The organism is Halobaculum saliterrae (assembly GCF_009831625.1).
Taxonomy (GTDB): Archaea; Halobacteriota; Halobacteria; order Halobacteriales; family Haloferacaceae; genus Halobaculum; species Halobaculum saliterrae.
In genome coordinates this window covers 224,858-251,005 of record NZ_WUUS01000006.1, presented here as the reverse complement: position 1 = coordinate 251,005, position 26,148 = coordinate 224,858, and the positions used below count along the sequence as shown (strand labels likewise).

General features: G+C 71.2%; 24 protein-coding genes. 9 read left to right on the top strand and 15 right to left on the bottom strand.

The genetic code is table 11. From position 1 onward, the window contains the following. Positions 1-97: 97 nt before the first annotated feature. Together GRX01_RS11260 and GRX01_RS11255 are read right to left on the bottom strand one after the other, a co-directional pair. On the bottom strand, positions 98-934 hold the full coding sequence (locus tag GRX01_RS11260; protein ID WP_159667147.1) for a 4-phosphopantoate--beta-alanine ligase: 837 nt from the start codon (positions 932-934) through the stop codon (positions 98-100). Positions 935-1,005: 71 nt separating this feature from the next. Continuing rightward, the gene (locus GRX01_RS11255; protein ID WP_159667145.1) at positions 1,006-1,872 is read right to left on the bottom strand and encodes a pantoate kinase; all 867 of its coding nucleotides are present in this window, start codon (positions 1,870-1,872) and stop codon (positions 1,006-1,008) included. Between the two features lie 128 nt (positions 1,873-2,000). Between GRX01_RS11255 and GRX01_RS11250 the strand changes: the two genes are divergently transcribed. Continuing rightward, positions 2,001-2,561 (top strand): cupin domain-containing protein, encoded by a 561-nt coding sequence (locus tag GRX01_RS11250; RefSeq protein WP_159667143.1) that lies wholly within the window; start codon positions 2,001-2,003, stop codon positions 2,559-2,561. Positions 2,562-2,606: 45 nt separating this feature from the next. Here GRX01_RS11250 and aspS read toward each other — a convergent pair whose 3' ends face one another. Beyond that, entirely contained in the window at positions 2,607-3,911 is a 1,305-nt protein-coding gene (gene aspS / locus GRX01_RS11245; protein WP_159667140.1) for an aspartate--tRNA(Asn) ligase, read from the bottom strand. Between the two features lie 156 nt (positions 3,912-4,067). Here aspS and GRX01_RS11240 point away from each other — a divergent pair, with 156 nt between their 5' ends. After that, complete coding sequence (locus tag GRX01_RS11240) at positions 4,068-5,327, top strand: ATP-binding protein (RefSeq protein ID WP_159667137.1); 1,260 nt, start codon at positions 4,068-4,070, stop codon at positions 5,325-5,327. Positions 5,328-5,494: 167 nt separating this feature from the next. Here the strand turns inward: GRX01_RS11240 and GRX01_RS11235 are convergent, their stop codons facing one another. Then, entirely contained in the window at positions 5,495-6,217 is a 723-nt protein-coding gene (locus GRX01_RS11235; RefSeq protein ID WP_159667134.1) for a phosphoglycerol geranylgeranyltransferase, read from the bottom strand. A gap of 180 nt (positions 6,218-6,397) precedes the next feature. On the opposite strand from GRX01_RS11235, the gene GRX01_RS11230 reads away from it, so the two are divergent. Beyond that, entirely contained in the window at positions 6,398-6,634 is a 237-nt protein-coding gene (locus GRX01_RS11230; protein ID WP_159667131.1) for a hypothetical protein, read from the top strand. Positions 6,635-6,650: 16 nt separating this feature from the next. Here GRX01_RS11230 and GRX01_RS11225 read toward each other — a convergent pair whose 3' ends face one another. The 3 genes from GRX01_RS11225 to GRX01_RS11215 all read right to left on the bottom strand — a co-directional run bounded on the left by GRX01_RS11225 (position 6,651) and on the right by GRX01_RS11215 (position 12,050). After that, positions 6,651-7,460 carry a DUF7847 domain-containing protein gene (locus tag GRX01_RS11225; RefSeq protein ID WP_321168047.1) on the bottom strand — a complete coding sequence of 270 codons (810 nt, stop codon included), beginning with the start codon at positions 7,458-7,460 and terminating at the stop codon, positions 6,651-6,653. Positions 7,461-7,902: 442 nt separating this feature from the next. After that, complete coding sequence (locus GRX01_RS11220) at positions 7,903-10,440, bottom strand: DNA topoisomerase I (RefSeq protein ID WP_159667128.1); 2,538 nt, start codon at positions 10,438-10,440, stop codon at positions 7,903-7,905. A gap of 98 nt (positions 10,441-10,538) precedes the next feature. Further along, positions 10,539-12,050, bottom strand: coding sequence for a serine hydrolase (locus GRX01_RS11215; protein WP_159667125.1), 1,512 nt, complete (start codon positions 12,048-12,050; stop codon positions 10,539-10,541). A 132-nt stretch (positions 12,051-12,182) separates the two neighbouring features. On the opposite strand from GRX01_RS11215, the gene GRX01_RS11210 reads away from it, so the two are divergent. Next, complete coding sequence (locus GRX01_RS11210) at positions 12,183-12,926, top strand: creatininase family protein (RefSeq protein WP_159667122.1); 744 nt, start codon at positions 12,183-12,185, stop codon at positions 12,924-12,926. 45 nt (positions 12,927-12,971) lie between these two features. Here the strand turns inward: GRX01_RS11210 and GRX01_RS11205 are convergent, their stop codons facing one another. Both GRX01_RS11205 and GRX01_RS11200 read right to left on the bottom strand, forming a co-directional pair. Beyond that, positions 12,972-14,870: a S9 family peptidase gene (locus GRX01_RS11205; RefSeq protein ID WP_159667119.1), complete on the bottom strand. Its 1,899-nt coding sequence runs from the start codon at positions 14,868-14,870 to the stop codon at positions 12,972-12,974. A 64-nt stretch (positions 14,871-14,934) separates the two neighbouring features. Next, on the bottom strand, positions 14,935-16,392 hold the full coding sequence (locus GRX01_RS11200; protein WP_159667116.1) for a M20/M25/M40 family metallo-hydrolase: 1,458 nt from the start codon (positions 16,390-16,392) through the stop codon (positions 14,935-14,937). A gap of 143 nt (positions 16,393-16,535) precedes the next feature. Here GRX01_RS11200 and GRX01_RS11195 point away from each other — a divergent pair, with 143 nt between their 5' ends. From GRX01_RS11195 to GRX01_RS11175, 5 genes are all read left to right on the top strand, one after another. After that, the gene (locus tag GRX01_RS11195) at positions 16,536-17,603 is read left to right on the top strand and encodes a metal ABC transporter substrate-binding protein (RefSeq protein ID WP_159667114.1); all 1,068 of its coding nucleotides are present in this window, start codon (positions 16,536-16,538) and stop codon (positions 17,601-17,603) included. Continuing rightward, positions 17,600-18,340 (top strand): metal ABC transporter ATP-binding protein, encoded by a 741-nt coding sequence (locus GRX01_RS11190; RefSeq protein WP_159667112.1) that lies wholly within the window; start codon positions 17,600-17,602, stop codon positions 18,338-18,340. The genes GRX01_RS11195 and GRX01_RS11190 overlap by 4 nt, the downstream gene beginning before the upstream one ends. Further along, positions 18,340-19,356, top strand: a complete 1,017-nt coding sequence (locus tag GRX01_RS11185) for a metal ABC transporter permease (protein WP_159667110.1) — start codon at positions 18,340-18,342, stop codon at positions 19,354-19,356. The genes GRX01_RS11190 and GRX01_RS11185 overlap by 1 nt, the downstream gene beginning before the upstream one ends. Before the next feature lie 81 nt (positions 19,357-19,437). Beyond that, the gene (locus GRX01_RS11180; protein WP_303645990.1) at positions 19,438-20,952 is read left to right on the top strand and encodes an MATE family efflux transporter; all 1,515 of its coding nucleotides are present in this window, start codon (positions 19,438-19,440) and stop codon (positions 20,950-20,952) included. Between the two features lie 39 nt (positions 20,953-20,991). Next, complete coding sequence (locus tag GRX01_RS11175) at positions 20,992-21,498, top strand: hypothetical protein (protein WP_321168046.1); 507 nt, start codon at positions 20,992-20,994, stop codon at positions 21,496-21,498. Positions 21,499-21,504: 6 nt separating this feature from the next. Here the strand turns inward: GRX01_RS11175 and GRX01_RS11170 are convergent, their stop codons facing one another. From GRX01_RS11170 to GRX01_RS11145, 6 genes are all read right to left on the bottom strand, one after another. Continuing rightward, entirely contained in the window at positions 21,505-22,113 is a 609-nt protein-coding gene (locus GRX01_RS11170; RefSeq protein ID WP_233740990.1) for an HVO_2922 family protein, read from the bottom strand. A gap of 89 nt (positions 22,114-22,202) precedes the next feature. After that, positions 22,203-23,720, bottom strand: a complete 1,518-nt coding sequence (gatB, locus tag GRX01_RS11165; protein WP_159667108.1) for an Asp-tRNA(Asn)/Glu-tRNA(Gln) amidotransferase subunit GatB — start codon at positions 23,718-23,720, stop codon at positions 22,203-22,205. 91 nt (positions 23,721-23,811) lie between these two features. Further along, entirely contained in the window at positions 23,812-24,042 is a 231-nt protein-coding gene (locus GRX01_RS11160; RefSeq protein ID WP_159667105.1) for an H/ACA ribonucleoprotein complex subunit GAR1, read from the bottom strand. 20 nt (positions 24,043-24,062) lie between these two features. Further along, positions 24,063-24,344 carry a signal recognition particle subunit SRP19 gene (gene srp19, locus GRX01_RS11155; protein ID WP_159667102.1) on the bottom strand — a complete coding sequence of 94 codons (282 nt, stop codon included), beginning with the start codon at positions 24,342-24,344 and terminating at the stop codon, positions 24,063-24,065. A 90-nt stretch (positions 24,345-24,434) separates the two neighbouring features. Continuing rightward, entirely contained in the window at positions 24,435-24,884 is a 450-nt protein-coding gene (locus tag GRX01_RS11150; RefSeq protein WP_159667099.1) for an SHOCT domain-containing protein, read from the bottom strand. A gap of 42 nt (positions 24,885-24,926) precedes the next feature. Further along, positions 24,927-26,144 (bottom strand): PGF-CTERM-anchored ABC transporter substrate-binding protein, encoded by a 1,218-nt coding sequence (locus tag GRX01_RS11145; RefSeq protein ID WP_321168045.1) that lies wholly within the window; start codon positions 26,142-26,144, stop codon positions 24,927-24,929. Positions 26,145-26,148: the final 4 nt, after the last annotated feature.

The window sequence follows — 26,148 nt, the reverse complement described above, 5'->3', positions numbered from 1 at the left end:
TCGGTTCGGCGATCGATCCAAAGCGGTTCCGGTTCGTGCCGGTTCGTGCCGGTTCCTCTCGGGCCGGAGCGGCGCCGATCGGTCGTCGCCGAGGCGGTCAGTCGAGGTCGCCCTCGCGGATCGCCCGTTCAGCCTCCTCGAGCGCGGCCTCCCGGTCGAACGATTCGACGATCTCGCGGAGTTCCGCGTCGCTCGCGTCGGCCAGTTCCTCCGCGTGGCGGGTGACGTTCGGCACCGCGCGGAGGATGTTGTCGACGATCGGAACCGCGGCGACCTGCGCCGACCGACTCATGGGGTTGAGGTCGATCACGATCTCGGTCTTCCCCATCGCGCCCAATGCCTCGGCGCGGTCGCCGTCCTCCAGCGGGACGACGACCACGTCCGCGTCCCCGATGCCGTCGGCGTCGACCTTCGCGCGCTCGTGGCTCAGCCCGGGAATTCGGCCGTCGGCGGTCAGGCCCTTCACGTCGCTCGCGCCGTGCTCGCGGAGGTGGTCAGCGATCGCCCGCATGCGCTCGTCGGTGCGGTTGAACAGGTTCACCTCGATGTCCGCGCCCGTCGCCTCCGCGAGGTCAACGATCTCGCCGGGGACGAGCGCCGCGACGTTGCCGTTGACCGAGAGAACCGGATGATCGGCAAGCAGAAGGTGTGCGGCGGCCGCGCGGGCGGCCGCGTCAGCCGAGGGGAGCGTCTCCTCGCCCAGCAGGTAGTCGAACGCCTCGCCGCGGCCCTCGGCGATGAGCCCCTGTTTCGAGGTGATCCCGAGGTCGACGCCGTGCTCGATCCGGTGGCGAGTGAGCAGCGACTCGTAGCGGGGGTGGTCCTCGGGGATCTCCGACTCGTGCTCGGGGTCCGCGGGGACCTCGGGGTCGGCGGCGTGCTCGTCGTTCGCGTCCGTCTCGGCGTCGGCGTCGACGCCGGCGTCGTCGGTCATACCGCCGACTCGTCGTCGGGGGACGAAAAACGCGTTTACTCGGCGCGACGCAGGGTCCCCCGACGACGGGGCTACCCCTCGGTCCGCAGCGTCGCGCCGGTCGGGTGGACCGGACACGCCTCGGTGTCGTAGCCGGCGTCCGAGAGCCCCGTGCCGAGCGCGTACACCGTGCGCCCGAGCATCGCCATCGACGCGAGCCCGCCCTCCGCTTCCACCGCCTCGACCGCCTCGGCGACCTCGGGCACCAGCAGGCCCGCCTCGCCGGCGAACTCCCGACCGGCCGCGAACAGTTCCAGCTCGTCGGGCGCGCGCATCAGTCGCGTCAGGGCCGCCTCGCCCGCCTCGCGGACGGGATCGAGGTCGCCGCCGAGCACCCGCTCGGTCGACAGCTCGCCGAAGGAGACGTACTCGATCCGGGGGCGGGCCGGCACGCCGTCCATGCGGCCGTAGCCCGGCGCGCCCGGCTCCAGCCGGACCGGGAGGCCGCCGCGGAACTGCCCGACCACGTCGCCGAGGCCGGTGCCCGCGGCGGCCTCGGCCGCGTGGGCGACCCGAACGAGGTCGTTCTCCGAGCGGTCCAGGTCGAAGGCGGCGTTCGCCGCCAGCGCGGTCCCCAGCGCGGCCGCCCCGGAGACCCCGAACCCGGCGCCGACGGGCACGTCGCTGTCGACCTCGACCTCGGCGGCGACGTTCAGTTCCGCGAGCACGCGGCTCACCGGCTCCATCTCGGCGGCGGCGCCGTCGAGTTCGAGCGACGCGAGGCCGGCGTCGTCCGGTCGATCCGGCTCCCCTGCGGCGGCCGGGGTGACGGTCACCTCGACGCCGTCGGAGAGCGCGATGCCGGCACCTCGTGAGCCGGATCGGACCGGGTCGCGGTCGGGGTACGGCGCGAAGAAGGCGGTGACGTGTCCCGGCGCGAACGCGGTCGCCTCGTCCATACGCGCCCGAGCGTCGGACCGCGAGTATGGGTTTCGGTTCCGATCGAACCCCTCGGTGGCCGCGTCGCCGGCGGCGGGCGGCGGCCGGGACCCGCGCGCTTTTGTCCGTCCGTGCGGCTCGTCACCGTATGGATCACGTCGTCGTCGACGACCTCGACAACTCGCTGCAGCCGGCGGCGGTGATGCGCCACCTCACCGACCCGCTCGGCTGTGCGGACGTGGCGATCAACTACTACGAGCTCGCGCCCGGCGACTCGTTCGCGTTCGCGTACCACAACCACGAGGTCCAGGAGGAGGTGTTCGTCGTGCTCTCGGGGACGGCGACGTGGGTCGTCGGTCCCGAGCCGGAGGACGGCGAGTTCGTCGACGCGGGCGACCACGCGGAACGCCGGGAGATCGAGGTCGGGCCGATGGAGGCGATCCGGATCCCCCCGGGACAGTTCCAGCGGGGGTGGAACCGCACCGAGGAGGGCGGCGAGCGCGTGACCGCGCTCGCGCTGGGCGCTCCGCTGGCGTACGGCGAGCAGTTGAAGCGCGACGACTGTCCGGAGTGCGGCCGGGAGCGGCCGGTGAGCATCGAGCGCGCCCCCGACGACGAGTCGCAGTTGGTCACCGTCTGTGCGGACTGCGGCGCCGAGGTCGCCCGCTGGCGACGCGGCGACGACGGCGAGAACGAGCGCGTCGGGTGAGTCGACGCGGCGACCCGGACGCGGGGTGGCGGCGACGGGGACCGGTCAGGGCGAGAGGCGCTGGCGGTCGCGCGGGAAGAGCACGGCCTCGCGGATGTTGTCCAGATCGAGCATCGTCATGAGGAGGCGCTCGGCGCCCATCCCCCAGCCGGCGTGGGGCGGCATGCCGTAGCGGAACATCTTCGTGTAGTACTCGAACTCCTCGGGGTCGAGCCCCTGCTGTTCGAAGCCGGCGATGAGTTCGTCGTGGCGGTGTTCACGCTGGCCGCCCGACACCAGCTCCATGCGCGGGTGCATCATGTCGAAGCCGGTCGACTTCTCGGGGTCGTCGTCGTGGTCCTTGATGTAGAACGGCTTCACCTCCGAGGGCCAGTCGGTGATGAAGTAGTGCTCGCCGACCTCCTGTCCGAGCACGTGCTCGGCCTCCGTCGAGAGGTCGTCGCCCCAGCCGAGGTGCTCGTCGAGCTCGCCGGTGGCGTTGACGCGATCGAGCGCCTCCTGATAGCTCAGCCGCGGGAAGTCGCCCGAGGGGACCTCGAACTCGTCGGCGATGCCGAGCGTCTCCAGCTCCTCGGCGCAGTTCTCCTGCACGGCCTCGTAGCCCGCCTTCGTGACCGCCTCGGCGACGTCCATCGCCTCCGTGTGGTCGCAGAAGGCGCCCTCGAAGTCGATCGAGTGGGCCTCGTTGAGGTGCCGCGGCGTGTTGTGCTCCTCGGCGCGGAAGATCGGACCGATCTCGAAGACGCGCTCGAGGTTGGAGCCGGCCATCAGCTGCTTGAACAGCTGCGGGCTCTGGTTCATGAACGCCTCCTCGCCGAAGTAGGAGATGGGGAACAGCTCCGTGCCGCCCTCCGTGCCGGTGGCGACGATCTTCGGCGTGTTGATCTCGGTGGCGTCGTGGCTCCGGAAGGCGTCGCGGACCGCGCGCAGCAGCTCCGCGCGGATCTCGAAGACCGCCTGCACCTCGTCCTTGCGAAGGTCGAGGGTGCGGTTGTCCAGCCGGGTCGGGAGCTCGGCGTCGACCTTCCCAGAGGGGTCGAGCGGGAGCTCGGGGTCGGCCGGCGCGACGACCTCGATGTCGGTCGGGACGACCTCGACGCCGGTCGGCGCGCGGGGCTCCTCCTTCACGTCGCCCTCGACCTTGAGGACGGACTCGCGGTGGGCGTCGAGGCCGGTCTCGACCATCGCCTCGTCCATCTCGTCCTTCTCGAGTTTGACCTGGATCCGCCCCGACTTGTCGCGGAGGATCAGGAACGCGATACCGCCGAGGTCTCGGGTCTCGTGGACCCAGCCGGCGACGGTGACCGCCTCGCCGGGGGTCGCGTCAGCCGTGTAGGTTCGGCCGTGCATACGGATCGGTTCCGGCGCGAGGCTTTAAACTCGGTCGATCCCCGCTGTCACCCCTCGCGAAGGCTTATCACGGAGGAGTCGATCGCCGGGAGTTCGATTCCACGAGACGATATCGAGGAAGGTACGCTTATGGCTCCGGCCTCGAATCGACGCGCAGTGACAGACGCCGGCCGCCTCGGGGGGGAGCGCAGCCGCGGCGACAGCGACGCGACCGCCGGGGCGGCAGACGGCCGATCGATCGAGGACGACGACACCGGCGGGCCGCCGTGGTTCTCGCGGGCGTTGGCCGCCAGCGGGGCGTTCACCGGCGCGCTCGTCGTCGGGACCGCCGGCCTGGTGTTCACCTCCGCCGGGCGGAGCCCGGGGTCGGTCGTGTTGGGCCTCGTCGGACCGCTGTGTGCGGTGTGGGCGTACGGGGTCGTCCTCGCGTGGGTCGCACGGACCGACCTCCCGCGCGAGCACCACGCCCGCCTCGCCGGCTGGCTCGTCGTCGGGGTGATCCCGCTGGTCGTGGGCGCGGTGGTGATGCAGGCGTACAGCGCCGCCGTCGGGGCGCTCGAGACGTTCTCGCCGGCGGCCGCCGGCGGCTGGGCCTGCGGCGGCGTCGTGTTCGGGGCCGCCGTCGGCATCGGCGACGTGCGCGTCCGGATGCGGACCGCCGAGGCCGAGGAGGCGACCGCCCGCTACGAGCAGCTCGTCGAGGTCCTCACCGTCCTCAACCGGGTGTTGCGTCACGACGTGCGCAACGACCTCACGGTGATCGCGGGCTACCTCGACCACGCGCGCCGCGAGGGCGACGACGGCATCGCCGAGTACCTCGACGGCATCGAGGCACGCACCGACCGGATCGAACGGCTGAGCGACCACGCGCGCCTCGCGGAGAACGCGGTGCTGGGCGACGACGCCGTCGAGGGAACCACCGACCTCACGCTGGTCGCCGAACGCGTCGTCGGCACCATCGCCCGCGACTTCCCGGCGGCGTCGGTGTCGGTCCACACGGAGGTCGACGACGCGGAGGCGCTCGTCCCGGGCCACGACCTGCTGGAGTCGGCACTCCACAACGTCGTCGAGAACGCCGTCGAACACGCCGGCCACGAGGCGCCGACCGTCGACGTGACGGTCCGCGTACGTCCCGCCGACGCCGTCGGCGACGGGGCGCGCCCGAGGGTTCCGGGCGGCGCGGCGGCCGACTCGGTCGTCGAGGTCGTCGTCGCCGACGACGGGCCGGGGTTCCCGGACCGCGAGCGGACCGTGCTGGAGGAGGGCGGCGAGGACGCCCTGGAGTCGAGTTCGGGGATGGGGCTGTGGGTGGTCCACTGGATCGTCGACGCCGTCGGCGGCGTCACGGCCGTCGAGGACCGCGATAGCGGCGGCAGCGTCGTCATCCTCCGATTCCCGCTCATCGGGGACGAGTGAGGTGGCGACCGGGGCGGGAGCGCGCACGCTCACGGGACGACGGACGGAGAGAGGTCGGACGGCGGACGGAGAGAGGTCGGACGGCGGACGGAGAGAGGTCGGACGGCGGACGGAGAGAGGTCGGACGGCGAGCGGCGGGACCGGACGGCGCGCGTGTCAGTTCGGCGTCAGGCGTCGGCGAGTTCGGCGTGGGCGTCCTTGACGCCCTCGACGGTCTCGCGGACGGCGTCGGCGCCCTCGTCGTGGAGCAGGTCGCCGACGACGACGGTGTCGGCGACCTTCCCCATCGCGTGGGCGTCGTCGTAGTCGTGGATGCCGCCGCCGTAGAAGAGGGTGGCGTCCTCGAGCGCGTCGTGGGCGGCCCGCACCGTCTCGCGGTCGCCGAGCATGCCGGAGTACTCGACGTAGACGATGTCCTGTCCGAACATCTTCTCGGCGACGCGGGCGTACGCGCCGACCTCGTCGGGCGTGAGGTCGCAGTCGGCGCCGGTGAGCTCCGCGGCGGAGGCGTCGGGGTTGAGCACGATGTACGCCTCGGTGTGGGTGCGGTCCCAGTCGAGGTCGTCGGCGATGCGCACCCACTCCTTGTGGGCGCCGGTGATCCAGAACGGGTCGTCGGCGTTGAACACCGTCGGGATGAGGTAGCCCTCGAGCGCCTCGTCGTCGACGACGACCGCCGGGTTCGACGGCTCCTGATACAGCGGCACGTTGTGGGCCTTGCACGCCTCGATGACGCGGGTGGCCTTCTCGGAGGTCACGTCCAGCGTGCCGCCGATCTCGATGGCGTCCGTGCCGGTCTCGCAGGCGTCCGCGAACGTCTCGTCGCCGTACAGGTCCTTGTCCGGGTCGATCTTCAGGACGTGGTCCCACTCCGCCCAGGGAGCGCTCATGTTGGTGGGAATGATGTGTAGAGTGCTAAAAAGGGCGCGGATGCGTGTGGTTCCGTGAGGACTCGGATCTCACACGGACATCCGTACCGCGATCGTGCAAGTTCACGGGCATCCCGACTCGTTCACCGACACAGATAATACCCAAATGGTAACCGTCGTCCGCGTCTCGTCGCAGACGACATGGGATTCTTAGACTCCTTCGGTGCGTTAGTCAGTAGTGTGATCGCGTCGCTCGTCCTGCTCGTGTTCGCCATCCTGAGCTTCTTCATCACGGTGTTCATCGTGCAGGTCGGCGCCGGGCTCGCGGGCTACTCGCCCAGCGGCGACTTCATCGTGCTGTCGGCCGCGATCCTCGCGACCGGCGCCATCGTGGCCGGCGCGACCCCGCTGTCGGGGCTCAGCGGCATCACGGAGTAACGACGGCCCGCCGCGGTCACCCGTCCAGCGTGCGATAGTACGACACCGAGAGGACGCCGAAGAAGCCGCCGAACAGCGTCCCGAGCACCACGATCAGCGCCGACGCGCCGACCGCCCCCAGCGACGGCAACGAGACGGCGAACGGCTCGACCGCGCCCTGCATCGACGGCGCCGCGAGCGCGGACCCGAGGCCGACGACCAGTCCGAACGCGCCCGCGAGCACTCCCACGAGGACAGTGTACCCGAGCACGCTCACGACGTTGCGGCGGACGAGGCGCACGCTGTGTTTGATCGACTCGATCGCGTCGTGGCCGTCGATAACGATCGCCTGCGCGTAGAACTGGATGAGGAACGCGACCACGAGGTACGCGAGCACGGCCGCGAGCACGACAACCGCGACGACCGCGAGCAGCGCGACGTTCGGCCCGCCACCGCCGGCCGCGCCGCCGGGGTAGAAGCTCACGACGCCGACGATGCCCGCGACGAACGCGATCGCGCCGAGCGCGACGTTCACGCCGAAGAGGATCAGGTACACCACGAACACGGACACGAAGTGCTCCTTCCCGGCGGCGACGAACGTCGCGAGGGACGTGCGGCCGTCGAGCGCCTCGTCGGCCATGCCGATGAGTCCCGCCTGAACGAACGGGACGAGGACGACGTACAGCGCCGACAGCGCCAGCGAGACGAGACTCGCGAGGATCGGCGCGCTCGACTGGAGGAGCAACTGGGGTACCTGCAGCAGCGCCAACACGAACACGGGCACGAACAGGACTGGGTTGGACGCCAGCGTCGACGGCGTCCGTCGGAGAGCAGTCTGGAGGGCCACGACTGAACACTCGTTCAGCTATTGATAAAAGTATTGACTGGTCGACTGTGGCGGTCCGTCATTGGCGTTCCCCTCCGCGAGTGAGCGGAGCGAACGAGCGGGCCGACGACCGAACGGAGCGAAGCGAAGTCGTCATCAGAACGCGAAGCGTTCTGATTGGCTCGAAAATCGCAACGCGATTTTCGAACGTTCGAAAGGCGCACAGCGCCTTTCGTGATGCTGTCAGGTCCGACGGACCTGACTGCTGACCAGACGCCGGAGGCGTCTGGTACTGACGAGAGACGGCAAAGCCGTCTCTCGAACCATGAGGGAGGAGTGCTTTCGATCCACACTTTGCCGAGCGACCGAGCACCGCGAGGGAGCGCAGTGTGGTTCGAGACGGCGAAGCCGTCTCGCTCATCACGAGAGAGCTTCGCTCTCTCGAACGACAAAAGGTGGGCGTTCAGTTCGCCTTCGCTTGCCAGTCCCGCACCGTGTCCGCTCCGACGCCGTTGACCTTCTCCGCGAGCGCGTCCGGCTCCATCTCCTTGAGCGAGGACACGTCGTCGACGCCGGCGTCCTTCAGCTTCTCCGCGGTCTTCTCGCCGATCCCGTCGATCGTCTCCAGTTCCGATCCCCCCTGCTGGGACTGGTACTCCCGGTAGTTGCAGATCGGACAGCCCAGCTCCCACGGCTCGTCGCCCGAGTGGACCACCAGATGCGGGAGGTCGTGCTCCTCGCAGCGTTCGTCGGTCACCTCGATCTCCCCCCTGCGCGGCAGGGGCAGCGAGTAGTCGCAGTCGGGATATCGGGTGCAGCCGACGAGCCGCGACCCCGAGCGGAGGCGCTTGATCGCGAGGTCCCCGTCGTGCTCCTCGCCACACTCGGGACACACCCCGATCACCTCGTCCTCCTGCTCGTCGGCCTCGTCGGCCTGACACTGCGGACAGCCGTGGACGAACGTCTTGCGCCCGGCGAGCATCTTCACGTGGCTCAGGCCGTGGTCGTCGCACACCTCGTCGAGGATGAGCGGTTTCCCCGTCGACGGCAGGGGCAGGGTGTACTCGCAGTCCGGGTAGCCGTCGCAGCCCACGAAGTAGGAGCCGGCGCGGGACTTCCGGACGAGCAGGGTGTCGCCGCACTCGGGACAGGGCCCGAGCTGTTTGTCCGCCTTCAGCGACGTCTGGAGGTGGTCGCCGACCTCCTCGCGCGACTCGACCAGTTCCTCGAACACCCGCGAGAGCATCTCCCGGGACTCGTCTGCGACCTCGTCGAACTCCTTCTCGCCCGCGGCGATGGCCTGCATGTCCGCCTCCAGTTGGGCGGTCATCTCGTCGCTCACGATGCGGTCGGCGAACTCCTCGGACGCCTCGACGACCGCCTCCGCGAGGCCGGTCGGGCGCGGCGGGTCGCTCTCGATGTAGCCGCGGTCGTACAGCTTCTGGATCACGTCGTGGCGCGTCGCCTTCGTCCCGATGCCCATGTCCTCCATCGTCTCGATGAGCCGCGACTGGCCGTAGCGGCGGGGCGGCTGGGTCTGTTTGGCCTCCAGCGCGGTGTCCACGACCGCGAGCGCCTCGCCCTCGGACACGTCGGGGACGTAGCTCTCGTTGGTCGAGAGGTACGGGTACACCGCGTGGTACCCCTCCTCGGTGAGGCGCTTGCCGTTGGACTTCAGCCGCAGGGGGCCGTCGTCGACCCCGACGGCGTCGTCGCCCTCCTCGACCTCCGTGACGACGCGGAGGTGCTCCCACTCGGCGTCGGGCGCACACGTCGCGAGGAACCGGCGAACGACCAGCTCGTACACCTCCCACTCGTCGTCCGACAGCTCGGAGGGCGCCGGGAGCTCGCCGGTCGGGTGGATCGGCGGGTGGTCGGTGGTCTCCTCGTCGCCCTCGGTCGGCTCGATGTCGTCCAGCTCCAGTACGGACTCGGCGTCGTCTCCGAACCCCCGACCCATCGAGAGGTCCTCCAGCAGCTCGCGCTCGTCGAGGTCCTCGGGATAGACGGTGTTGTCCGTGCGCGGGTAGGTGATGAACCCGGCCGTGTACAGGTCCTCGGCCATGCTCATCGCGCGCTGGGCCGAGTAGCCGATCGAGGAGGCCGCGCGGATGAACTGGGTCGTGTTGAACGGCGCGGGCGGCTCGTCGGCCCGCCGGCGACGGCGCACGGAGGAGACGGTCGCCGTCCCCGCCCCGCGCAGGCGGTCGTAGACGGCGTCGGCGGTCGCCTCGTCCCAGATGCGCTCGGCCTCGGTGCCGTCGTCGTCCTCGTAGAAGTACTGCGCGTCGAACGCGTCCTCGGAGTCCGTCTCCTCGCCCTCGCGCTTCAGCAGGTCCGCGAACAGCTCCCAGTAGTCCTCGGGGTCGAACGCCTCGATCTCCCGCTCGCGGTCGACGATGAGCTTCAGCGTCGGCCCCTGCACCCGGCCGACCGAGATGAAGTCGTCGCCGAGCTGTCGGGCGGACAGCGAGAGGAACCGCGTCAGCGACGCCCCCCAGATGAGGTCGATGATCTGCCGCGCCTCCCCTGCGGCCGCCAGATCGAAGTCGATCTCGTCGCGGTCGTCGAACGCCTCGGTCACCTCGCGTTCGGTGATCGACGAGAAGCGCACGCGGTCGACGGGCACGTCCTCGTTGACCTCGCGGACGAGCTCGTACGCCTCCTTGCCGATCAGCTCCCCCTCGCGGTCGTAGTCGGTCGCGATGACGACCCGATCGGCGTCCCGCGACAACAGCCGCAGCGCGCGGACGATCCCCTCCTTCGTCGGGCGCTTGCGGACGGGCGCGTCGATGAGTTCCACCGGCTCGACGTCCCGCCAGTCGTCGTACTCCGGGGGGAAGTCCACCGCGACGACGTGGCCGGACAGGCCGATACAGCGGGTGCCGCCCCAGCGGTAGACGTTGACGCCGGCGCGTCGCTCGGTGTCGAAGTCCCCGTTCGAGAGGATCTCCGAGAGGCGCCGCGCGGCGTTGTCCTTCTCGGTGACGATCAGTTCCATCAGTTGCCGGGGAGTATGCCGAATCCCCTTGTAACCCTTTCGCGGGTCGCGGTCACACGGTTCGATCGGAGAGCATGCAGACTGGCCGGGAAGGCCGGTTACATCGACGCCGTGGGACCGTCACCGACCTTGTGGAAGTGCCAGCGGTCGTACAGCAGGTCGACGCCCCGGTCACCCCCCGACGCGGCACCGTCGTCGACACGGAACTCGACGGGCACCCGCTCGCCGGCCTCGTTGGGCGTGAAGAACGCGTGGGGGTCGTCGCCGTCGGCGGCCGTCAGCGGAAGCGGCTCGCCGCCGAGCGGCCCGGACAGTTCGAGCCGCAGGCCGCCGCCGTCGCGGGCGACGACCGCGCGCTTCACCCCGCGATACGAGGCGTACTCGCCGGTCAGGCGGTCGAAGCGGCGGCGACGTTCGAAGAACGGCACCGCCTCGGACGGCTCCTCCCCCAGCGCACACGCGAACACGCCCTCGCCGAGCCGGACCAGCGGGTATCCGGGCGTGGCGTTCGCGGCCACCGCGACCCCGAGTTCCGCCTCCGGGCTGAAGCCCACGTACGCCGTCGAGACGGCGATGGAGCCCGAGTGGCCGACGAGCGTTCGGCCGCACGACTCCCGAGTACGCCAGCCGAAGCCGTACGGGCCGCCCGGGGTGTCGACGCGTTCCTCGGTGAGCGCCGCGACCGACTCAGAGGAGACGACCTCGCGGCCGTCGAGGCTCCCGTCGTTCAACAGCAGGCGGGCGTACCGCGCGAGCCCCGTGACCGAGGCGAACAGCCCCCCCGCCGGCCGCGACAGCTCGCGGACGGGAACCGACGCCGCGACGAGGTCGTCTCGACCCGCGGTGTCGCCGCCGTCGCGGGCGGGCCGCGGACCGGCCCCCCGGTCCTCGCGCAGGTACATGGTGGCGTGGTCGTCGTCCATCGCGAACGTCGCGTCGTCGAAGGTGGCGCGGTCCAGTCCCAGCGGGTCGAGCACGTGTTCGGCGACGTATCGGTCGTACGGTCGACCGGTGCACGTCTCGATCACGTCGCCGAGGAGGACGTACCCCTCGTTGCTGTAGGCGAACCGCTCGCCCGGGGCGCCGACGCGTTCATCGCCGCCGGCCGTCGATCCGTCCGCCGTGCGGTCCCCCGTCGTGCCGCCCCCCGTCCCGACCGCGCCCTCGACGTGCGCGCGGAAGTCCCCCTCCGTCGACAGCGGGAGCGTGTCGGTATCGCGGCGGAGCCGCCGGCCGATGAGCGCCTCGCTCGTCCCCAGCGACGGGAGGCCGGACGCGTGCGACAGCAGGTGTCGCAGCCGGATCGGGTCGTCGGGGTCGCTCCCCAGGTCCACGTCGAGATGCTCGGAGACGGGGTCGTCGAAGTCGAGCATCCCCGCCTCGGACAGTTGCGCGAGCGCCAGCGCCGTCACCGACTTGGTGACCGATCCGACGCCGTACAGCGTCTCGGGCGTCGCCGGTCGGTTCCCGGCCAGATCGCGGGCGCCGAAGCCCTCGGCGTAGCGGACGCCGTCGGGGTCGACGACGGCGACGCTGACGCCGGGGAGCCGGTCGCACCGCATCGTCCGCCGGATCAGGTCGGCCGCCGCGGCGCGTGCCTCATCGTTCATGCTCGTGGATCGGGTCGATGAGACTTCAAGCCGCGGGGCCGTCGCGCGCCGTCGCCGGTCCTCCGCGTCCCGGCGCGGCCCCGACGTGCCGCTTCCCGAAGGGGTATGCCCCGGGGCGACCGGCACGGACGTATGCCCGAGACCGAACACGACCTCGCGACGATGACGTGGGAGGACGCCGGCGACGCCTTCCTGGGCGCCGATGCGGTCGTCGTCCCCACCGGGAGCACCGAGCAGCACTCCGTCCACCTCCCGCTGTCGACCGACAGCCTCCGCGCCGAGCACCTCTCGGCGGAACTCGTCGAGGCGGCGCCCGACCACGACCTCGACCTGCTTCGCGCGCCGACGCTCCCGTACGGGTACAGCGAGCACCACATGCCGTTCCCGGGGACGGTCACGCTCTCGCAGGACACCTACAAGCAAGCGCTCATCGACATCGGCGCCTCCCTCGCGGAGCACGGCGCCGAGCGAGTGTTGTTCCTCAACTGCCACGGCGGCAACAAGGAGGCGCTGTCGCTGGCGACGGACCGACTGAACCGCGACCACGACATCGGGGCCCACTTCGTCCACTGGACGGACTTCGGACGCGACGAGCTTGAGGAGCACTTCGGCGAGGGGTGGGGTCACGCGGGCGACCACGAGACGAGCTTCGTCGAACTGATCCGCGAGGACCTCGTGAAGTCGGACCGCAAGGAGCCGCAGGAGGCCGACGAGCTGCCGGAAACCCGCTCGTGGACCTACTTCTCGGACGTGACGGAGTTGGGCGGGCTGGGCGATCCGACGAACTCGGACCCGGAGTTCATGGCCGAGGTCGTGGAGAACACGACCGATCGGATCCTCGAGGCGTTGGCGGAGGACATCGAGAACGGGTGGTGAGGAGACGACCGGACGGACCAACGGCGCCGGTCGATGGCGGCCGATTCAGACGTGTTCGTCGAGGAAGTCGGCGATCGCCTCGAACTCCTCGATCAGGTTCTCGCGGCTCGTCGTGTGGTGTCCCTCGTCCTCGAAGATCAGCGTCTCGACGGGGACGCCCCGCTCGCGTACCGCGTCCGCGACCTGTTTGGCCTCGCCGACGGGCACGCGCGGGTCGTTGGCGCCGTGCTGGACGAACAGCGGACACCGGACCTCGTCGATGTGCGAGAGCGGCGAGATCGACTGCAGGAACTCGTAGTCGTCGCTCAGGGACCCGTACTCGGCCTCGCGGTGGCTCCGTCGCCACTCGCCGGTGTTCTCGAGGAAGGTGGTGAAGTCCGCGATGCCGACGAAGTCGACGGCGGCTGCCCAGAGATCTGGATACTCGGTGATCGCCGCCAGCACCATGAAGCCGCCGTAGGAGCGTCCGTACGCGACGATCCGGTCGTCGTCGACCGCGGGGTGGCCGTGGAGCCACTCGACGCCGGCGGCGACGTCCGCCACCGAGTCCATCCGGTTCTCCACGTCGTCGAGGTGCGAGTACGCCTTCCCGTACCCCGACGAGCCGCGGACGTTCGGCTCCAGCACCGCGTATCCCCGGTTCAGGAAGTACTGCTTCGTCGGGTAGAACCACGGTCGGCGCTGGTGCTCGGGGCCGCCGTGGATGTCGACGATGGCCGGCACCTGCTCGTCCGGATCCGCCGGGTCCACGCCCGGCGGAAGCGTCCAGTACGCCGGGATCTCGCGGTCATCGAACGTCTCGTAGTGGACCGTCTTCGGCGCGTGAAACGCCGTGTCCGGGAGTCCGTTGCGGCCGACCGGCGTCCAGTTCGTCTCGCCGCCGGTCCCGTCGGCGGCGACACCGCCGTCGCCGCCGCCGAACGCGACCGTCCGGACGCCGTACGGTTCCGTCGGCGACGTGTGCGTGTACGCGAGCCGTTCCGCGTCGGGGCCGAACGTGAGCCCCTGCACGATGCCGTCGACCGCGGGCGTCTCGACCGGCCGGAGCTCCGGACCGTCCGCGTCGCCGGCGAGCGTGCCCGCGTGCAGCGACGAGTAGCCGCCCTCGTTGACCGCGTACGCGAGGCGGCCGGCGTCCCGGTCGAACGCGAGCGCGTCCACGTCCCACGCCTCGGTACCGGGCTCTCCCGATCCCTCGTCGTCCCCGGCGACGGGCGTCACGGCGCCCGAATCGAGCGAGACCCGGCCGACGTAGGCCGTGTCGCTGTCGCGGTTCGTCACACAGATCAGACCGCCCTCGCCGTCGAAGTGGAGGTGCGAGTACGTCGCCTCCGAGTCGTCCGAGAGCGTCCGCGTGTCCCCGGAGTCGAGGTCGAGCACGGACAGGTCCTCGTCGTAGCTCGAGTGCGCCTTCGTGAGCACGAGCCGGCGACCCTCCGGCCCGAACGCGGCGACGTTCAGCCAGCCGCCGGGCCCCTCGAACACGCGCTCGGGGTCGCCCGCCCGCGCGTCTGGGCCCCCGACCTCCTGCACGAACACGTCGAAGCGGCCGTCCGCCTCGCGGTTGGCCGTGTAGGCGATCCGATCGCCGTCGGGGCCCCACGCGCCCCACGCGTGCTTCGACTCGGGGTCGTCCGTGAGGGGACGCTCAATCCCGGTGGCGAGGTCGTATCGGATCAGCTGGTCGCGCTCGTCGCTCCCGCGGTCCATGGCGTAGACGAACGACTCGTCGGCGGGCGAGGCCGCGAGCGCGGAGACGCGCTCCTCGTGGGGGGTGAGCCGCGTCGGCCACGCGCCGGGCTCGTCCGCGGTCCACACCTGCGGGGTGCCCGAGGTGTCCGCGAGGAAGAGGAGGCGCCCCTCCGGGGTGAGCGTGGGCGAGTCGACGTGTTCGATCGCGAGGAAGCGGGCGACGCCGTAGTCGGCGTCGGCTGTGTCCGGCATACTCCCACGCCGTGCGGCTCGCGGCTAAAGCGTTCGGCAGGCGGCGAGGGAGGCGGCGGTCCCGCTACGGGTCCGCCTCGGCGACTCGCTCCAGGAACGCTGCGGTCGTCCGGATGCCGTTCTCGAAGCAGTCCAAGTCGAGATGCTCGTTCGGTGAGTGGTTCCCCTGGTCGGGGTTGGCGTACGGCACCACGAGCACGGGCACGTCGGCCAGCGCGTCGACGCGGCGGAAGAACGCCGCCGGGAGCGACCCGCCGAGCACCGGAAGCTCCACCGGGTCCTCGCCCCACACCGCCGACAGCGCCTCCAGCACGGGCGTCGTGGCCGGCGAGTCCACGGGCGTCTTCATCGGCGGGAAGCCGGTGCCCTTGCTCACCTCCACGTCCGGGTGGACATCGGCGACGTGCTCGCGGATCCGCTCGAAGGCCGTGTCGGGGTCCTGCCCGGGAACGAGTCGCGAGTCGAGCTTCGCGGTCGCGGTCCGCGGGATGACGGTCTTGCTTCCCTCGCCCTGATACCCCGCATCGAGGCCGTTCACGGTGATCGTCGGCTCCAGCAGCAGGCGCTCGTAGTAGTCGCGCTCGGTCGTGAAGTGGGTGAGGTCCAACTCCTCGCGCACCTCGTCGGCGTCGTCCGGGAGTCGGTCGACCAGTTCGCGGTCCGCCTCCGTCACCTCGATGCCGTCGTGGAAGCCGTCGACGGCGACGCGGTCGCCACCGCTGGGGTACCCGCGGTCGGGTTCGGTTCCGGGGCCGTACTCCGTGAAGGACGCGACCACCTCCGCGAGCTCGGTGGCGGCGTTCGGGACGGGGCCGCCGAAGTTGCCCGAGTGGAGGTCCGCGTTCGCGGTCTCGAGGTCCAACTGGAACGTGAGGATCCCTCGGTTCCCGTAGATCAGCGTCGGTCGCCCCGAGCGGTGCTGGGGCCCGTCGGCGACGTATATGAGGTCCGCGTCGCGGACGGCGGCCGCGGGAGCGTCCGAGTCGGCGCCGGGGTCGTCGACACCGGCTTCCCCATCCAGATACGCCTTCAGTCCGAGACTGCCGCTCTCCTCGCCGCCCTCGACGAGCAGCTTCACCGTCACCTCCGGCACCGCATCGGCGGCCGCGAGCGCGTCGAGCGCGAACGCGTGGGTCGTGAACTGCCCCTTGTTGTCGCCGGCGCCCCGGCAGTAGACGCTCCCGTCGCGAACCGTCGGCTCGAACGGCGGCGACTCCCACTGCTCGGGGTGTTCGGCCGGCTGGACGTCGTAGTGGCCGTAGAACAGGACCGTCGGCGCGTCCGGGTCGTCGGCGACGCGCTCGCCGTACACCAACGGATAGCGGTCCGTCTCGATACGACGAGCGTCGAGCCCGTGGTCGGCGAGCAGATCCCGGACGGCGTCGGCGCCGGCGTCCATCCCCTCGCCCGTGGCGCTCACCGTCGGCAGGCGCAGGAGGTCGAACAGCGACTCCCGGTAGACGTCGAGGCGCTCGGCGATCGCCGGATCGGCGGCGGTCGCGGGCGTGGATGCGTCGGACATACCCGCTACTGTGCGACCGGAGCCTTCGCCCTTTGCCCGCCGGCGCAGCGTGCCGGTACCCTGAACCGGGGGAGGTTTTGCTAACCCTCTCTACAATCCAATGGCAAAGTTAATATTCTGGTATACTTGGTTAACAACCAGAGATGGAACACACGCGACGAACCGTCCTCGGATCCGTGGGTGCGGTCGGCGTGGGCGCATTGGCCGGCTGTCTGGGTTCGCGGGCGGACGCGAGCGGATCGAGCGGCGGTGACGCGGCATCGGGCGATGCCGCGGCGCAGGCGACGTTCTTCGTCTTCGGCGACCTCGCGAGGGCGGTCGCCGGCGACGCGACGAGCACCGACCTGTTGGTTCCGGTCGGCCAGCACGGCCACGGCTGGGAGCCGGGGCCGCGCGTCAGGGAATCGATCCGGGCCGCCGACCTCCTCGTCCACGGAATGGACGGATTCCAGCCGTGGGTCGACGACGTCCTGACCGATCTCGACGCCGACGGCGAGGCCGTCGCCGCGGTCGACGTCAGCGCCGAGGTGGACCTGCTGGCGCCCGGCGAGGAGGGTGACCACGACCACGACCACGACCACGGCAGCGGGGACGACCACCACGGCGAACACGAAACCGAGACCGGCGACCACCACGAGGAGAACGAGACCCACACCGACGACCGCGACCACGGAACCGGAGCGGACCCCCACTTCTGGATGGATCCGCTGCGCGTCCGCACCGCGGTCGGAACCGTCCGAGAGGCGCTCTCGTCGGTCGACCCCGACGGGGCCGACGCCCACGAGGCGAACGCCGCGACGTTCCGAGAGGAACTCGACGCGCTCCACGAGCGTCTCGACTCGACGATCGCCGAGGCCGACCGCGACGTGCTCCTCGTCGCGGGCCACAACTCCGTCCGCTATCTGGGCGAGCGATACGGCCTCCACGTCGAGACGCTGACCGGGCTGGCGCCGGACGATCGGCCGACGACCCGCGACATCGAGCGCGCGCAGGAGGTCATCGCCGAGCACGACCTCCGGCACGTCTGTGCGGACCCGATCGAGTCACAGCGTGCGGCCGACCAGCTCGTCGAGGAGACGGACGCCGAGGCGGTGCTCCCGTTGACGGCGATGCCCGGCCTGACCGACGAGTGGGCCGAGAACGACTGGGGCTACCTCGACGTGATGCGGGAGGTGAACGTCCCGACGCTGGAGCGGGCGCTGACCCGATGACGGCGGCCGTCGACGTGCGCGAGGCGACGTTCTCCTACGGCGACCGACCGGTGATCGAGGACGTGTCGCTCACGGTCGAGACCGGCGAGTTCCTCGGGCTCGTCGGCCCGAACGGCTCGGGGAAGACGACGCTGCTGGAGCTGGTGATCGGCCTGCGTCGTCCCGACAGCGGGACGGTCTCGCTGTTCGGCGAGCCAGCCGCCGACCTCGCCGCCGGCGAGCGCGTCGGCTACGTCCCGCAGGACGTGGGCGAGGCCGCCGGCGGGATGCCCGTCACCGTCGAGGAGGTGGTCCGGATGGGACGGTACCCGCACAGGCTCTTCCGTCGGTTCCGCGGGGAGGACCGCCGGGCGGTCGCGGCCGCGCTGGAACGCGTCGGGATCGCCGACATCGCCGACCGGCGGATCGGGCGCCTGTCGGGCGGACAGCGCCAGCGGGCGTTCATCGCGCGGGCGCTGGCGGCCGAGGCGGACCTCCTCGCGCTCGACGAGCCGACCGTCGGGGTCGACGCCGAGTCGCGGGAGGCGTTCTACGACCTCCTGCACGAACTGAACGACGAGGGGATGACGATCGTGCTCATCGAGCACGACATCGGCGTCGTCACGACCCACGCCTCCGAGATCGCCTGTCTCAACCGGGCGCTGTTCTTCCACGGCGACCCCGAGGCGTTCGTCGAGACGGACGCGCTCGCGGCGGCGTACGGGAACGCACAGCACGTCGTGGCCCACGACCACTGATGACGGCGACCATACCCCTCACGACCGTCGACGGAGGCGTCATCGACCGCGTGCTCGCGACCCTGCTTGACGACCTGTGGGGCGGCCTTCTCGACGTCCTCGCCGGCGCGACGGGCGTCGAGATCCTCGCCTCCCCGTTCATGCAGCGGGCGTACCTCGCGGCGGTGTGCGTCGCGCTCGTCGGCCCGCTGGTGGGGAGCTTTCTCGTCCACCGCGAGATGGCGATGATCGGCGACACGCTGGCGCACGCCGCCTTCGCGGGCGTCGCCGCCGGGCTGTTCGTCAACGCGGTCTTCGCGGTCGCGGTGCCGCCGCTGGCGACCGCGCTGGTCGTCGCCGCCCTCGCCGCGCTGGTCGTGCAGACGCTCGTCGACTACGCCGGCGCCTACCGCGACACGTCGCTGGCGATCGTGCTCACCGGCTCGTTCGCGGTCGGCAGCGTGCTGATCACCGCGGCCGACGGCGGCATCGCCGTCGGGATCAACGCCTACCTGTTCGGATCGCTGGCGACCGTCTCGCGCGCGAACGCCGGGATCCTGCTGGCGATGACGACCCTCGTCGGCCTCGCGGTCGGCGCCGCCTATCGCCCGCTGGTGTACGTCACCTTCGACGAGGTCGGCGCCCGCGCCGCCGGTATCGACGTGACGCGGTACAATCGCTTGCTGGCGGTGCTCACCGCGGTCGTCGTCGTCGGCGCGATGCAGATCATGGGCGTCATCCTCGTCGCCGCGATGCTCGTGATCCCCGTCGCCGCCGCGTCGCCCGTGACCGGCTTCAGGCGGTCGATCGCCGCGAGCGTCGCCGCCGGCCTGCTCGCCACCGTCGCGGGCGTCACGCTGTCGTACTGGTACGACGTCGCCGCCGGCGGAACGATCGTGATCACCGCGATCGCGGTGTACGCCACGGTCAGTCTGGGATCGCGTGTTCGGGCGGACCTCACGGCCCGTCGGAACGTCGACGCAACGGCGACTGAGACGCTCGCCGACGGCGGCGGCCACGGGGACCGAGCGGAGTAGCGACGGAACGGGATCCCGGGCGGGGCGACCGCCTCCACAATCCTTAGGCCGTGACGCCACGCCCGGACGGTAGACCCCTCCATGGCGAACACCGACGCGCGCGTCGACATGACCGAGGGAGCGGTGGCGCCCCGGTTGTTCAGCCTCGCGTGGCCGCTCGTGCTCGGCAACCTCCTCCAGACGCTCTACAACCTCGCGGACGTGTTCTGGGTCGGTCGCGTCAGCCCCGAGGCCGTCGCGGCTGTGTCGCTCATGTTTCCGCTGTCGTGGATGTTCGTCTCGACCGCGATGGGGCTGACCGCCGCGACCATCGCGCTCGTCTCCCAGCACGTCGGCGCCGGCGACGACCGCCGGGCCGACGAGGTGGTCGGCCAGACGACGCTGCTGGCGATCGGCGTCTCGGTCGTGCTGGCGGCCGTCGGGCTGCTCGCACGCCGCCCGCTATTGAACTGGATCGGGGCGGAGGGAGTCGTGTTCACGGAGGCGCTGGCGTACATCGAGGTCATCTTCCTCACCCTCCCGCTCACGTTCCTGTTCTTCGCCTTTCGCGCCTCCTTACAGGGCGCCGGGGACACCAAGCCCGCGATGTGGCTCGTGGCCGCCTCCGCCGGCGTCAACATCGTCATCGACCCCGTGTTCATCCTCGGGTTCGGACCGATACCCGCGATGGGGACCCGCGGCGCCGCCGTCGCGACGTTCATTTCCCGCGCGCTCGCCGCCGCGGCCGGGATCTACGTCCTCGTGAGGGGGGACTGGGGGATCCAACTCCACCTCGGCGACCTCCGGCCGAACCCGGCGGTGTTGCGCAAGCTCGTCGACGTCGGGTATCCGGGAACGCTGGACGGCTGGGCCCGGTCGTTCGCCGCGGTGGCGATGGCGGCGCTGGTCGCGCGGTTCGGCCCGGCCGCGACCGCCGCCTACGGCGTCGGCGTCCGCCTGATGTCCGTCTCCTGGACCGTCGCCGGCGCGGTCGGGCAGGCGACGGCGACGGGCGTCGGGCAGAACCTCGGCGCCGACACGCCCGACCGCGCGAGCCGGGTGGCGTGGACCGGCACCGGCGGAACGATGGCCGTCCTCGCGCTCGCGGGCGCCGTCGTCTGGTTCCTCCCCGCCCTCGCGATCCGCGTGTTCGTGAACGACGCCGCCGTCGTCGAGGAGGGCGTCTCGTTCCTCCGGATCACCGCGCCCGCGTGGGCCGCCTTCGGCGGGCTGATGGTGTTGCAGGGAGCGTTCCGCGGCGCCGGCGACACCCGCACCGCGATGGGGCTGTCGCTGCTCTCTCGGTGGGGGCTGCGCATCCCCGCGGCCGTCGTGCTGGCGTACTCGTTCACCGTCGTCGTCCCGGGGGTCGGTCCGGTGTCGGGGCTCGGACTCGGCCCGGACGGCCTCTGGTGGGCGTGGACGTTCGGCGCGGTCGGGTCGCTGATCGTGGGGGCGCTGTGGTTCCTCCGCGGGACGTGGACCGAGGGCGTGGTCGAGAACGGGAGGGAGCCGGACCCCGACCGCGACGCGGCGACGGATCCTGACCGCGACGCGGAGTCGACGCCCGCGGCGCTCGGCGACGACGGCGAGGGCGATCCCGCGACCGACGACTGATCCGAGATTCCCGTCGCTGCGGCCGGTGTATCCAAGCGGGTGGCACCTGAACTGGAGGACATGAACGGATCGACGACCCGGCTGTACGGCGCAGCGATCGCGATCACCTCCGGCGTGTACTCGCTGGTGTCCGCGACCGCCGGCGGGACGATGGGGTCGGATGCGATGATGGGGTCCGGCGGAACGATGGGAACGACCGGGCTCGGGATCGCGGGCTGGGTGATGATCGCGATCGGCGTCGTCGTCGTGGTGCACGGCGTGGTCCTGTTGACGCCGGCGGCCGAGCGGCTCGGGAGCGCCAGCGGGCCGCTGATGATCGCGTACTCGCTCGTGATGCTGCTGCTTCAAGCGCTCGGGGGGACCGGAACGGTGGGTGGAATGGGGATGGCAGGCGGCATGGAAGGCGGAATGGGGTCCATGGGCGACATGGGCTCGACCGCGACCGCCGGGATGGGCTGGGACCTCGGCATGGTCGCGCTCGCGGTGTTGATGCTGTTCAGCGGGATCGTCATGACGACCCGAGACGCCGACGACGGCGGGATGTAGTCCGGGCTACTCCTCGCGGAGGACCGCCGCGTCGGGCGCGTTGCGCACCACGCTCTGCATCCCCCGCCGGGCGGCGCGGTCGGAGCTGTAGCCCTCGCCGCTCGTGGCGACGATGTTGCCGTTGCGGTGGACGAGCCGCCAGCGCCACTCGTCGGCCCGGTCGCGGTACAGTTCGAAGCGCGCGAGCGAGACGGGGGGCGCGGCGTCGGGCGCCGGGACGGCCTCCGCCGGGAGGTCCTCCGGGTCCGTCGCCGCGATCCCGGGCGCCTCCCCGTCGTCGGTCGACCCGGATGCGTCCACGGGGTCGGCCTCGTCGCTCTCGCCGGCCACGGCCCCCTCGTCGCGCTCGCTCGTGGCGGTCGTCTCGCCGTCGGTCACGTCGCTTCCAGACCACTCGAACTCGACCTCCAGCTCCGTCTCGTCGTCCTCCCCGTCCGTCTCCAGGTCGACCTCGACGTCCATCGCGTCGGGGAGCGGGACGCTCGTGGCGTCGTCCCCCTCGCCGAGGCGGAGGTCGTCGCCGGCGGCGAGGTCGGCGGCGATCCCCCGCAGGAGCGCCGCGGCGGTCGCTCTGTCCATCCGTTCGTCCATCGAGAACACCGTGCGTTCGGACATGGGACGACCGTCGCGGGCCGGCGGCTTGAGTGTGGGGTCGGATGGGAGGACCGCAGGAACGCGCGCCGTCGCGTCGGCGGCGGCGACGGCTACTCGTCCAGCCGCTCGCGCAACATCCCGTTCACGTCGCCGGGGTCGGCCGAGCCCCCCGTCTTCTGCATCACCTGCCCGACGAGGAAGTTGATCGCGCCGCCCTCGCCGGCGTGGTAGTCGTCGACCGCGTCGGGGTTCTCCTCGATCGCCTCCGCGACCGCCGTCGCGACCTCGTCGTCGTCGGCGGTTCCCAGTCCCTCGCGCTCGATGACCTCGTCGGGACCCAGTCCCTCGTCGAGCATCGTGCGGAGGACGACCTCCTCGGCGTTCTTCGTGGTGACCTCCTCGGCGTCGACGAGCTCGATCAGCCGGGTGAACTCGTCGAGCCGGTCGGTCACGTCCTCGATCGCCATGTCGCGGTAGTTCAGCTCCCCGAGCAGGGTGTCTGCGACCCACGCGGCGGCGAGGTCCGGGTCGAACTGTTCGGCGACGTCCTCGTAGAAGTCGGCGACGGCCTTGCGGGAGGTGAGCTTCGAGGCCGCCTCCGCGTCGAGGCCGTACTCCCCGCGGAAGCGCTCGCGGCGCGCGTCCGGCAGCTCCGGGATGGCGATGCGCTCCTTCCAGTCGGACACCTGCAGCGCGGGCAGGTCGGCCTCCCCGAAGTAGCGGTAGTCCTTCTCCTCCTCCTTCGAGCGCATCGAGACGGTGTTGCCGTGCGTCTCGTTGAAGTGGCGCGTCTCCTGTTCGACGGCCTTGTCGCGCTTGATGAGGTTCTCCTGCCGGTTCCGCTCGTAGCTGAGCGCCTGTTCGGCGCCCTTGTGGCTGGAGATGTTCTTGACCTCCGTCCGGTTCGCGGACTCGAGGACGCCGTCGTCGATGTCGCCGTCGTCGCCGACCTCGCTCGCCTCGATCATCGAGAGGTTCGCGTCGATGCGGAGGCTGCCGTCGCGGCCGGCGTCGAACACGCCGAGGTACTCCAGCACCTCCTCGAGCTTCTCCAGGAAGGCTCGCACCTCCTTCGGGTCGCGGAAGTCGGGCTCGGTGACGACCTCCATCAGCGGCGTGCCCGCGCGGTTGTAGTCGACCAGCGAGTAGTCCGCGCGGTCGACGGAGGTGGTGCGCACGTCGAGATCGGCCGGCCCCTCGCGGACGTGGCGCAGGCTCCCGGGGTCCTCCTCGAGGTGGGCGCGGCGGACGCTGACGGTGCGGCGCTCGCCCTCGTGGGAGAACTCCAGCTCCCCGTCGGCACACAGCGGCGCGTCGTACTGGGTGATCTGGAAGTTCTTCGGGAGGTCGGGGTAGTAGTAGTTCTTCCGGTGAAACCGGGTCTCCTCGGGGATGTCGGCGTCGAGCGCCTTCCCCACCTTGACGGCGGCCTCGACGGCCGCCTCGTTGAGCACGGGGAGGGCTCCGGGGAGCCCGAGACAGGTGGGACAGACGCGCGTGTTGGGCTCCTCCTCCTCGACGGGGTCGGTGGAACACCCGCAGAAGATCTTGGTGTCCGTCTCGAGCTGGACGTGGACCTCCAGCCCGATGACGGGCACCAACTCGGCCCGTTCGGCTGCTCGTGCCATCGTTGAAGCGAGGTTCGCGACGCCGCAGGTAAAGCCTGACGGGACGACGGCGGGGCGGTGACGGGGAGAGGCGGTCCTCGACCGGCGCCGCCTACCGCGCGTACAGCTTCGTGCCGAGGAGCCCCGTCAACCGCGAGCGGTCGGTCGGCGACACAGCGACGTAGGGGCGCTCGACCGGGCCGAACACGTCGACGACGCGCCCGACCGTCGAGAGCGACTCGTCGACGACCTCGCTGCCGACGTGCGCGGGCTCGGCGTCCTCGGGGACGCGCACGACCGCGAGCCCCTGTGCGGTTCGAACGACCTCGCCGACGCGCTTCATCTGGCCACCACGGCGACGCGTCAGTCCCCGCGGATGACGCCGAGGTAGGCGCCCACCGCCTGCACGAGGTCGTTCTTAGCCGTCTCGTCGGTTCCCGTGACGACGACGCGTCCGCGGGGCTCGTACTCCCGGCTGTACGTCGTGTCCCGTTCGATCCTCGCGTCGTAGCCGACCTGCTGGACGGCCTGCGCGATCTCGTCGACCGTCGGCTCCGCCACCGCGAGGTCCTCGGGGACGCGGCGCCCCTCGGCGCGGGAGACGGCGGCGTCGAAGTACGCGGGGTAGAGGACGTTCTCGACCATACCGGAGGGCCGGCGTCCGCGCGGAAAAAGGGTGCTATCGGCGGCCGAGACCCCCGGCCGGGAACCACGGCCGCGGCCGCGACCGGCGCGCTACTCCCGCTCGGTCTCCGGCCGTTCCCGGTCGGCGCGCTCGGACCGGTCCTCCACGTCCTCCAGCGACTCCGTCTCCAGCAGCCGGTCGAGCTTGCGCTCGAACTGCTCGTCGGTGAGCTCGCCGCGGGCGTAGCGGTCGCGGAGGGTCTCGAGGGCGTCGCGCGTGTCGGGGTCGGCCGGCGGGTCCTCGGGGCGGGCATCGGTCCCCCGGTCGGCGTCGTCGAGTCCCTCGACGCCCTTCGCCTCCTCGTCCCACCACTCCTCGATGTCGTCCTCGTCGCCGAACAGCATCGCGGTTATCGGGACGACGACGATGTAGCCGAACAGCAGCGCCGCGAGCCACCAGCTCTGCCCGGTGAACAGGGCCGCGAGCCAGATCCCGGTGACGGCCGTGCTCACGATGCCGGTGGCGTTCTCTCGGAGGCGTTCAGCGGGGCTCGCGCTCATGGGAGAGCGGTCCCGGCAGGGGAAGATAAAACTCGTGGAGAGTTACCGCTCGCGACGCGCCAACAGCGCCGATCCCAGCACCGCCAGCACCGCGAGCGCGACGCCGAATCCCGGCCCGGAGGCGGCGGTCGCCCCGGCGCTGGTCGTCCGCGTCTCCGGCGTCGTCTCGGTCGCCGTGTCGGTGATCGGCTGGCTCTCGGTCGCGGTCGGCGTCTCGGTCCCCATCGCGGCGACCGCCTCCTCGCGCGTCTGGAAGTCGGCCTCGGCGGCCGCCTCGGGGTGGAAGCCCTCGGTCAGCGTCCGCACGCCCATGACGACCGAGCGGGGGGCGGGCTGGTTCATCCAGTTGCGGTTCACCCGAACCGTGTTGTTGTTCTGCACCGCCGGCGTGCTCGCGTACGGCTCCTCCCCGAGGAGGTACGACGAGTAGCCGGTGACGACGAGGTAGTCGGGCGCCAGTTCGAGGACGACCTCGTCGTTGATCTGCGGGTAGCCGGTCAGGTCGCGCTCGGCGGCGACGTTCGCGCCGCCGGCGGTGTCGATCATCGCCGAGATGAACGTCTCGCTGCCGGCGATGTAGCCGCCGCCGAGCGGGTACAGCACCCGCCTGTCCTCGGCGTCCGCGGTCGCCTCGCGGGCGGTCTCGACGTTCGCGTCCATCCACGCGTTCGCCTCGGCGGCGCCCTCACAGTTGCCGGTGAGCCGACCGATGAGCGTCGTCTTCTCGCGGACGTCCTCGATCGTCGTCGCTCCGGAGAAGTGGAACACCGTCACCCCGGCGTCGCGAAGCGCCTGGACGGTCTCGCGGGAACTGGCGTTCGGCGCGAGCACGAGGTCGGGGTTCGTGCCCACGACCTTCTCCACGCTCACGCCGAAGCCCGACGCGGAGACGTTCGTGCGCGAGTCGGCGCCCTCGAGGTACAGCGCGAACTGGCTCACGCCGACCACCTGGTCCTCGCCGCCGATCTCCCACATCGTCTGGGCCGCGCTGGGATTCAGCGTCGTGATCCGCTCGGGACGCTCCTCGATCGTCACGTCGGTCCCCGTCGCGTCCGTGGCTGAGTAGGGGAACCCGCAGTCCGCCTGCGTGGTCCGCGAGGCCGCGACGGCGTCGTCGCCAGCGGTGGCGGCCGCGTCGGCTCCCGTCGCTCCCGCGTGTGCCGGGCCCGCGGTCGCCGCGGCGGCGCCGACCGCCGGGACGGCGCCCGCGAGCACGACGAGCAGTGCTATCACAAGTGTCCGTGTCCGTCGTCCGTTCACACCG